Raw genomic sequence first — 8113 nt, 5'->3', positions numbered from 1 at the left:
CCCTATGAGCGCCCTCTCCACCCCCCTCGCCCCGGCCCGCTACCGCCCCGTGACCTTCGGCGTGACCCGCGTCAGCCTGCGTGACGGTGCACCGGGCGTGCGTTACCTGCAGGCGGACCTGCCCCTGGGCGCCTTTGCCCGCCGCGTGACGGACTACCTGGTGCACTGGGCGGAGACCACGCCCGACCACAGCTTTCTGGCACGCCGCGAACAGCTGCCCGGTGGCAAGACGGGTGACTGGCAGCATGTGAGCTACGCCCAGGCGCTCGACGCCGCGCGCAGCATCGGCCAGGCCCTGCTGGACCGGGGCCTGAACGCAGAGCGCCCGGTGGTGGTGCTGAGCGAGAACACCGTCGAACACGCGCTGCTGGCGCTGGGCTGCATCTACGCCGGTGTGCCCTACTGCCCCGTGTCGCCCGCCTACGCCACCGTGAGCCAGGACTACGACAAGCTGCGCCACGTCATCGACACCCTCACCCCCGGCCTGGTGTTTGCCGCCGACGGCGCACGCTACGGCAAGGCCATCGCAGCCACCGTGGCGGCCGATGTCGAAGTGATCCTGGCCCAGGGCGCGCTGGAGGGCCGCAAGGCGGGCACCTTCCAGAACCTGCGCCACACCATCGCCACTCCGGCGGTGGACGCGGCCATGCACGCCACCGGCCCCGGCACCATCGTGAAGTTCCTGTTCACCAGCGGCTCCACCAAGATGCCCAAGCCGGTCATCAACACCCAGCGCATGTGGTGCGCCAACCTGCAGCAGATCTCGCTGTCGCTGCCGGTGCTGGCCGAGGCATCGCCCGTGCTGGTGGACTGGCTGCCGTGGAACCACACCTTCGGCAGCAACCACAACTTCGGCCTCACGATGATGCATGGCGGCACGCTGTACATCGACGACGGCAAGCCGACCGCCGCACTGATTGGCGAGACCCTGCGTAACCTGCGCGAGATCGCACCCACGGTGTACTTCAACGTGCCCACCGGCTTTGAAATGATTGCCGAGGCCATGAAGACCGACGCCCAGCTGCGCGCCAACCTGCTGTCGCGCGTGCGCCTGTTCTTTTACTCGGGCGCCGGCCTGGCCCAGCCCGTGTGGGACAGCCTGCACGCCACGCAAGAGGCCGCCATTGGCGAGCGCATCGTGATGTGTACGGGCCTGGGGATGACGGAATCCGCCCCCTCGGCCATGTTCTGCAACAGCCCCGACGTGCGCTCCGGCCACATCGGCGCGCCCGTGCCTGGCATGGTGCTCAAGCTGGTGGAGGTGGACGGCAAGACCGAGGTGCGCTACCGCGGCCCCAACGTCACGCCCGGCTACTGGCGCTCCGACGCCGCCACGCGCGACGCATTTGACGACGAAGGCTACCTGTGCACCGGCGACGCCGTGAAGTGGATCGACGAGAACAACATCCACCGGGGCCTGGCGTTTGACGGCCGCATTGCCGAGGACTTCAAGCTCTCCACCGGCACCTTCGTGAGCGTGGGCCCCATGCGCGCCAAGATCATCGTGGCGGGCGCACCCTACATCCAGGACGTGGTGCTCACCGGCCTGAACATGAAGGAAGTGGGCGCCCTGCTGTTCCCCTCCCCCGCCTGCCGCGAAGTCGCCGGCCTGGGCCCGGACGCCCCCTGGGCCGACGTGGTGGCCCACCCCGCCGTGCGCCAGCGCATCGAGGCGGTGCTGGACGGGCTGGCCCGCGAAGCCACCGGCAGCGCCAGCCGCGTGGCCCGCGCGCTGCTGATGGCCGAGCCGCCCTCCATCGACAAGGGCGAGATCACCGACAAGGGCTCCGTCAACCAGCGCGCCGTGCTCAAGCACCGCGATGCGCTCGTCACGGCCTTGCACGACGACACGGCACCGGGCATCCTCAAGCCCGGCGCCTGAAACCCCACCCCGAACAGGACAGACCCACCATGCAGATTCAAGGACAAGCCGCCCTCGTGACCGGCGGCGCATCGGGCCTCGGCGAGGCCACCGCACGCGAACTGGCCCGCCTGGGCGCCAAGGTGGCCGTGCTCGACCGCAATGCCGAGCTGGCCGAAAAGGTCGCCGCAGACATTGGCGGCGTTGCCTGCCCCTGCGACATCACCGACGCCGCCAGCGTGACCGCCGCGCTGGAGAAGGCTGCTGCCGCCCATGGCCCCGCCCGTATCCTCATGAACGTAGCGGGCATTGGCAGCGCCAAGCGCGTGGTGCAACGCGACGGCAGCGCCGCCCCGCTCGAAGACTTTGTGCGCGTCATCAACATCAACCTCATCGGCAGCTACAACGTGAGCCGCCTGTTTGCCGCCGCCTGCAGCAAGCTCCCCGTGCTGGACAACGGCGAGCGTGGCGTGATGATGTTCACCGCCTCCGTCGCCGCCTTTGATGGCCAGGTGGGCCAGCAGGCCTACAGCGCCTCCAAGGCGGGTCTGGCCGGCATGACACTGCCCATGGCGCGCGACCTGGCGCAGCACGCCATCCGCGTGTGCACCGTGGCGCCCGGCCTGTTTGCCACGCCGCTGATGAAGGAGCTGCCCGAAGCCGTGCAACAGTCGCTGGCGGCCAGCATCCCCTTCCCGCCACGCCTGGGCAAACCCGAAGAGTTTGCCGAGCTGGCTTGCCATATCGTGACCAACGGCCACCTGAACGGCGAAGTCATTCGCCTGGATGGCGCCTTGCGCATGGCGCCCCGGTAAACGAACAGCGCCACACATCAGTAAATAACAAGAGGGCGCGAAAGCGCTCCAGCTTGACCCCCGAGATTTCCGTCAGACACACACCAGGAGACATCAGCATGACCACCACCCGCCGTCAATTCGTTCAGGCCCTTGGCGCCAGCGCCGCGCTGGGCGCCTTCCACCCCTTTGCCGCCCATGCCCAGGTGGACCAGGTGAAGGTGTACTTCGGCTTCCCCGCCGGCAGCTCGGGCGACACCGTGGCCCGCCGCGTGGCCGAGAAGTGGGCTGGCAGCGCGTTCAGCAAGAACCCTGGCGTGGTGGAAAACAAGCCCGGCGCGGGCGGCCGCATTGCGCTGGAGACGCTCAAAGCTGCGCCCGCAGACGGCTCGGTGCTGGCCGTGGCACAGGTGTCGGCCCTGGCCAACTACCCGCACATTTACAGCAAGATGAACTACACCGACAAGGACTTCGCGCCCGTGTCGATCGCAGCCATCATGCACCACGGCCTGGCCGTGGGCCCCATGGTGCCCGCCAGCGTGAAGAACGTGAAGGACTTCCTGGCCTGGGCCAAGGCCAACCCCAAGGACGCCAGCTACGGCTCGCCCGGCGCGGGCTCCACGCCCCACTTCCTGGGTGCGCTGCTGGGCATCAACAGCGGTGTGGACCTGCGCCATGTGCCTTACCGTGGCTCCATCCCTGGCGTGACGGACGTGGTGGGCGGCCAGGTGGCTGCCATGGTCACGCCGCACGGCGACTTCATCGCCAACTACAAGGCAGGCAAGCTGCGCATCCTGGCCACCTCGGGCCCCAAGCGCTCCATCTACGTGCCGGATGTGCCCACGTTTGCCGAACAGGGCTTCCCTGAGCTGACCACTGAAGAATGGTTTGGCTTCTACGCCCCGGCCGCCACGCCCAAGCCCGTGATTGCTGCTGCCAACGCCGCCATCAACGCCGCGCTGAAGGAAAAGTCGGTCATCGACAGCCTGGCCATCGTGGGCCTGATGCCCCATGGCTCCACCCCTGAAGAACAGGCCCGCTGGCAAAAGGCCGAGTACGACAGCTGGGGCCCGCTGATCAAGAAGATCGGCTTCACCGCAGAGTCCTGATTTCCCCTGCGCCGCAGGTCCGGACTGGCACCCCAGTCCGGGCCGCCGCATGGCAAAAAATAGAAGAAACAGCCGCTAGCGCCCAACCATCAAGCGCAAACAGCTACTAATAAGAGAGCAAACCATGCAAGCCCGCCAGACCCTTGCCGACATCCAGCACCTGCTGACCACCGTGCTGAAGGCGCCCACGCGCTGGCAGGGCCTGGCGCCGTTTGCGGATACCGACGGCGACCTGGCGGCCCAGGTGCTCGACGAGGCGGCCAAGTTTGTGGACAGCGCCATCGCCCCGCTGCAGCGCAGCGGCGACGAAGAAGGCTGCCGCTTTGACGGTGGACGCGTGCATACCCCCGCAGGTTTTCGCGATGCGTACCAGGCCTTTTGGCAAGCGGGCTGGCCGTCGCTGTCTTGCGCGCCCGACGATGGCGGCCAGGGCCTGCCTGCGGTGCTGGAGTGTGTGCTGTTTGAATGGCTGGCCGGTGCCAACCACGGCTGGACCATGGCGCCCGGCCTGCTGCACGGCGCGTACGAATGCATCAAGCACCACGCCAGCGACGAACTCAAGGCGCAGTACCTGGAGAAGGTCGCCACCGGCGAATGGCTGGCCACCATGTGCCTGACCGAAGCCCACGCAGGTAGCGACCTGGGGCTGGTGCGCACACGCGGCGTGCCCCAGCCCGACGGCAGCGCCCGGGTGAACGGCAGCAAGATTTTTATCTCCGGCGGCGAACACGACCTGACGGACAACATCGTGCACCTGGTGCTGGCACGCCTGCCCGATGCACCGGCGGGGCCCAAGGGCCTGTCGCTGTTCCTGGTGCCCAAGGTGCTTCAGGATGGAACACGCAACGCCGTGGTCTGCGAACGCATCGAAGAAAAGATGGGCCTGCACGGCAGCCCCACCTGCGTGATGCGCTTTGACGACGCCACTGGCTGGCTGGTGGGCGAGCCGAACAAGGGCCTGAACGCCATGTTCGTGATGATGAACGCCGCCCGCCTGCACGTGGGCCTGCAAGGCATTGGCCTGCTGGAGGCCGCGTGGCAAAAGGCCAGCGCCTACGCCGCAGAGCGCCGCCAGATGCGCGCGCCCGGCGCCAAGGACACCAGCCTCATTCAAGACCACCCCGCCATCCGCCGCATCCTGCACACACAGCGCGCCTGGATCGACGGCGGCCGCGTGCTGGCCTACCACACGGCCCTGCAGCTCGATGTGGCCAAGCACAGTGCCGACGCGGGTGAACGCGCCGCCGCGCAGCGCTGGTGCGCGCTGGTCACGCCCGTGCTCAAGGCCGCACTCACCGACCAGGCCTTTCACGGCGCCAGCGCCTGCCTGCAGGTGTTTGGCGGCCACGGCTATGTGCGTGAATGGGGCATCGAGCAGATCGTGCGCGACGCGCGTGTGGCCATGATCTACGAGGGCACCAACGAGATCCAGGCCATCGACCTGCTGGTGCGCAAGGTGCTGGCCGATGGCGGCCAAGGCCTGGCAACGCTGCTGACCACACTGCCCGGCGCAGCCCCCAGCGCCGCCGCCAGCGCGCGCCGCCATGCCCTGGTGGAGATCACACAAACCCTGGCGATTGCCGCCCAGTCCGACCCCGAACTGCCCTACTGGGTGGCCGACGACTACCTGCGCGCCGTGGCACTGGTGCTGCTGGAATGGGCCTGGGCCCAGATCGGCTCCGCCCGCCCCCACCGCACCGAGCAGTCAACCGCCGCTACAGACCGCTGGACCCCACCCGCCCAGGCCTTCGCCCAGTGGGTGCTGCCCGAATTCGACCTGCGCACCACCATCCTGCGCCAGCGCATTGCCCAGGCGTTTGAATTCAGGCCGCAGGAGGCCGCAAGCGCATGATTCATATGCGCCCACAGCTCCTGATTTAGTAGCGAAACACCTTCCATCGATCTCCCACCCACAGCGTGTTGAGGCCACGTTGCGGGGTTCCTTGCGCCTCAAAAAAACCACTGGAGACAACACCATGCGCTTGAAGATGAGAAGAAACCGGATGCGTGCCCACCACCCCCTGGCGATCTCGGCAGCGGCTGCTGCCTTGCTCATGGGCTGTGGCGGCTCGTCCGACGCCGCCCTGCCCCAGCTCTCCGCCGCCACACCGGCCACCCTGCAGTCGTGCGCCACGCTGGCCAGCAGCCTGGCGTTGCCCGACACGCGCATCACCTCGGCCGAACAGGTGCCCGCAGGCCCCATCACCGTGCAGGGCGTGACCACCCAGGCGCCCGCGCACTGCCTCGTCAAAGGCAAGATGAAAGAGCGCACCGGCCCCGTGGACGGCGCCAGCTACGCCATCGGCTTTGAAATGCGCCTGCCCGTGGAGTGGAACGGCCGCTTTCTGCACCAGGCCAACGGCGGCCTGGACGGCAGCGTGGTCACCGCGCTGGGCTCGGTGAGCGGCGCCGCACCCGTGGCACCCGGCCTGGTGCAAGGCTTTGCAGTGCTCAGCTCTGACGCAGGCCATGGCGCACCCACACCCTTCTTTGGCGTGGACCCGCAAGCCCGGCTGGACTACGGCTACCAGGCCGTGGGCACCCTCACCCCCATGGCCAAGAACCTCATCAAGAGCGCCTACGGCAAGGCGCCCGACCGCTCGTACCTGGCCGGCTGCTCCAACGGCGGCCGCCACGCCATGGTGGGCGCATCGCGCTATGCCGACCAGTACGACGGCATCCTGGCAGGCAACCCCGGCTTTCACCTGCCCAAGGCCGCCACTACCCAGCTGTGGAAGGCCCAGCAATACGCCAAGGTGTCCACCAAAGACGCCACCACCGGCCTGCCCGACCTGACCACCGCCGTGAGCCCGGCCGAGTTCAAGCTCATCAGCAGCAAGATCGTCGCCAAGTGCGACGCACTGGACGGCGTGGCCGACGGCCAGGTCAACGATGTGGCCGCCTGCCAGGCCGCCTTCAACCTGCAAACCGACGTGCCCACCTGCACCGGCGCGCGCGACGGCAGCTGCATCACCAGCGAGCAAAAGGGCGTGCTGGCCAGCATCTTTGCCGGCCCCAAGAACAGCAAGGGCGAAGCGCTGTACACCGGCACCTGGTTCGACCCCGGCATTGCGGGCGCCAACTTTGCATCGTGGCACTTTGGCGCGCCCGCCACGCGCGACGCAGGTGCAGTGGCCTTCATCTTCACGTCGCCCCCATCCAGCGTGGCCGCATTCACCGCCATCCCCGGCATGCAGTACGCGCTGAACTTCAGCATGGAGACCGACTACCCCAAGATGTTCGCCACCAACACCACGTACACCGAGTCGCCCTGGTCGTACATGACCCCGCCCAACGAAGCCGACCTGAGCGCCCTGAAGAACCGGGGCGCCAAGATGATCGTCTTCCACGGCGTGGCCGACGGCGTGTTCTCGCCCATGGACACCGCCAACTGGATGGACCGCCTGCAGGCCAACCACAGCGGCAAGGCCGACGCCTTTGCCCGCCTGTTCCTGGTGCCCGGCATGAACCACTGCTCCGGCGGCCCCGCCACCGACCAGTTCGACATGCTGGCCCCGCTGGTGGCCTGGGTGGAACAAGGCAAAGCCCCCGACAGCGTGACCGCCAAGGCACGCGGCGCAGGCGCCAATGTGGTCAACACCGAGCTGCCCGCCAGCTGGTCCGCCAACCGCACCCGGCCGCTGTGCGTGTACCCCAAGGTGGCCCGCTACAACGGCACGGGGGATGTGGAGAGTGCAAGCAGTTTCAGCTGCAAGTGATCCATTCAGCGCTTGAAAAGCAGGAAGCCCGGCGCAAGCCGGGCTTCCTTTTTTCTTTTCCTTTTACGCCTTGGCGCGAGGCTTCATGCGAAAGCTGACGCCCATGCGGTTGATGGCGTTCATGGCGGCAATCGTGAGCGTCAGCTCCACCAGGTCCTTCTCGCCAAACACGGCCAGTGCCGCCGCATAGGCTTCATCGGAGGCATGGGTCTCGCTCACGCGGGTCACCTCTTCGGCCCAGGCCAGCGCGGCGCGCTCCTGCTCGGAGAACAGATACGCCGCCTCATGCCACACAGGCACCAGCACCACCTTCTCCACCGATACTCCTTCGGCCAGCAAGTCACGCGTGTGGATGTCGATGCAGTGCGCGCACCCATTGATCTGAGACACGCGCAGAAAGACCAGGTGCGTCAGCAAGCTGGGCAGGCTCGTGCCCTGGGTGACAAAGTGGTGCAGCGTCCCGATAGCCTTGGCACCCTCGGGCGATACGTTGAACCAGACAGCGCGATTCATACAGCAGTTCCTTCACGTTGAATGTTGGGCGGAGGGCGATATCGGCCTCCTGCTACCAAGACGTGTGATGCGAGGGTGCTGTGACAGGTGCTGAAGAAATGGCTGCGGACGACGCTA

6 protein-coding genes are annotated in these 8113 nt (G+C 67.4%); 5 read left to right on the top strand and 1 reads right to left on the bottom strand.

Features of this window, described 5'->3' with window-relative positions; genetic code table 11:
* The first annotated feature begins 4 nt into the window (after positions 1-4).
* The 5 genes from AC07X4_RS11585 to AC07X4_RS11565 all read left to right on the top strand — a co-directional run bounded on the left by AC07X4_RS11585 (position 5) and on the right by AC07X4_RS11565 (position 7483).
* On the top strand, positions 5-1882 hold the full coding sequence (locus AC07X4_RS11585; protein WP_494740144.1) for a feruloyl-CoA synthase: 1878 nt from the start codon (positions 5-7) through the stop codon (positions 1880-1882).
* A gap of 29 nt (positions 1883-1911) precedes the next feature.
* Positions 1912-2676, top strand: coding sequence for an SDR family NAD(P)-dependent oxidoreductase (locus AC07X4_RS11580; RefSeq protein WP_099731539.1), 765 nt, complete (start codon positions 1912-1914; stop codon positions 2674-2676).
* Between the two features lie 98 nt (positions 2677-2774).
* Positions 2775-3764: a Bug family tripartite tricarboxylate transporter substrate binding protein gene (locus AC07X4_RS11575; protein WP_056057208.1), complete on the top strand. Its 990-nt coding sequence runs from the start codon at positions 2775-2777 to the stop codon at positions 3762-3764.
* A 124-nt stretch (positions 3765-3888) separates the two neighbouring features.
* A complete protein-coding gene (locus AC07X4_RS11570) occupies positions 3889-5616 on the top strand; it encodes an acyl-CoA dehydrogenase family protein (protein WP_494740143.1) in 1728 nt (575 codons plus the stop codon).
* A gap of 151 nt (positions 5617-5767) precedes the next feature.
* Entirely contained in the window at positions 5768-7483 is a 1716-nt protein-coding gene (locus AC07X4_RS11565) for a tannase/feruloyl esterase family alpha/beta hydrolase (protein ID WP_494740142.1), read from the top strand.
* A gap of 63 nt (positions 7484-7546) precedes the next feature.
* On the opposite strand, the gene AC07X4_RS11560 is transcribed toward AC07X4_RS11565, so the two are convergent.
* Entirely contained in the window at positions 7547-7996 is a 450-nt protein-coding gene (locus tag AC07X4_RS11560) for a carboxymuconolactone decarboxylase family protein (RefSeq protein ID WP_494740141.1), read from the bottom strand.
* Positions 7997-8113 lie beyond the last annotated feature (117 nt).

This window comes from Acidovorax sp. GW460-11-11-14-LB4 (genome assembly GCF_059423685.1).
The sequence above is the reverse complement of the archived record's forward strand: the minus strand, read 5'-3'. Positions and strand labels throughout refer to the sequence as shown.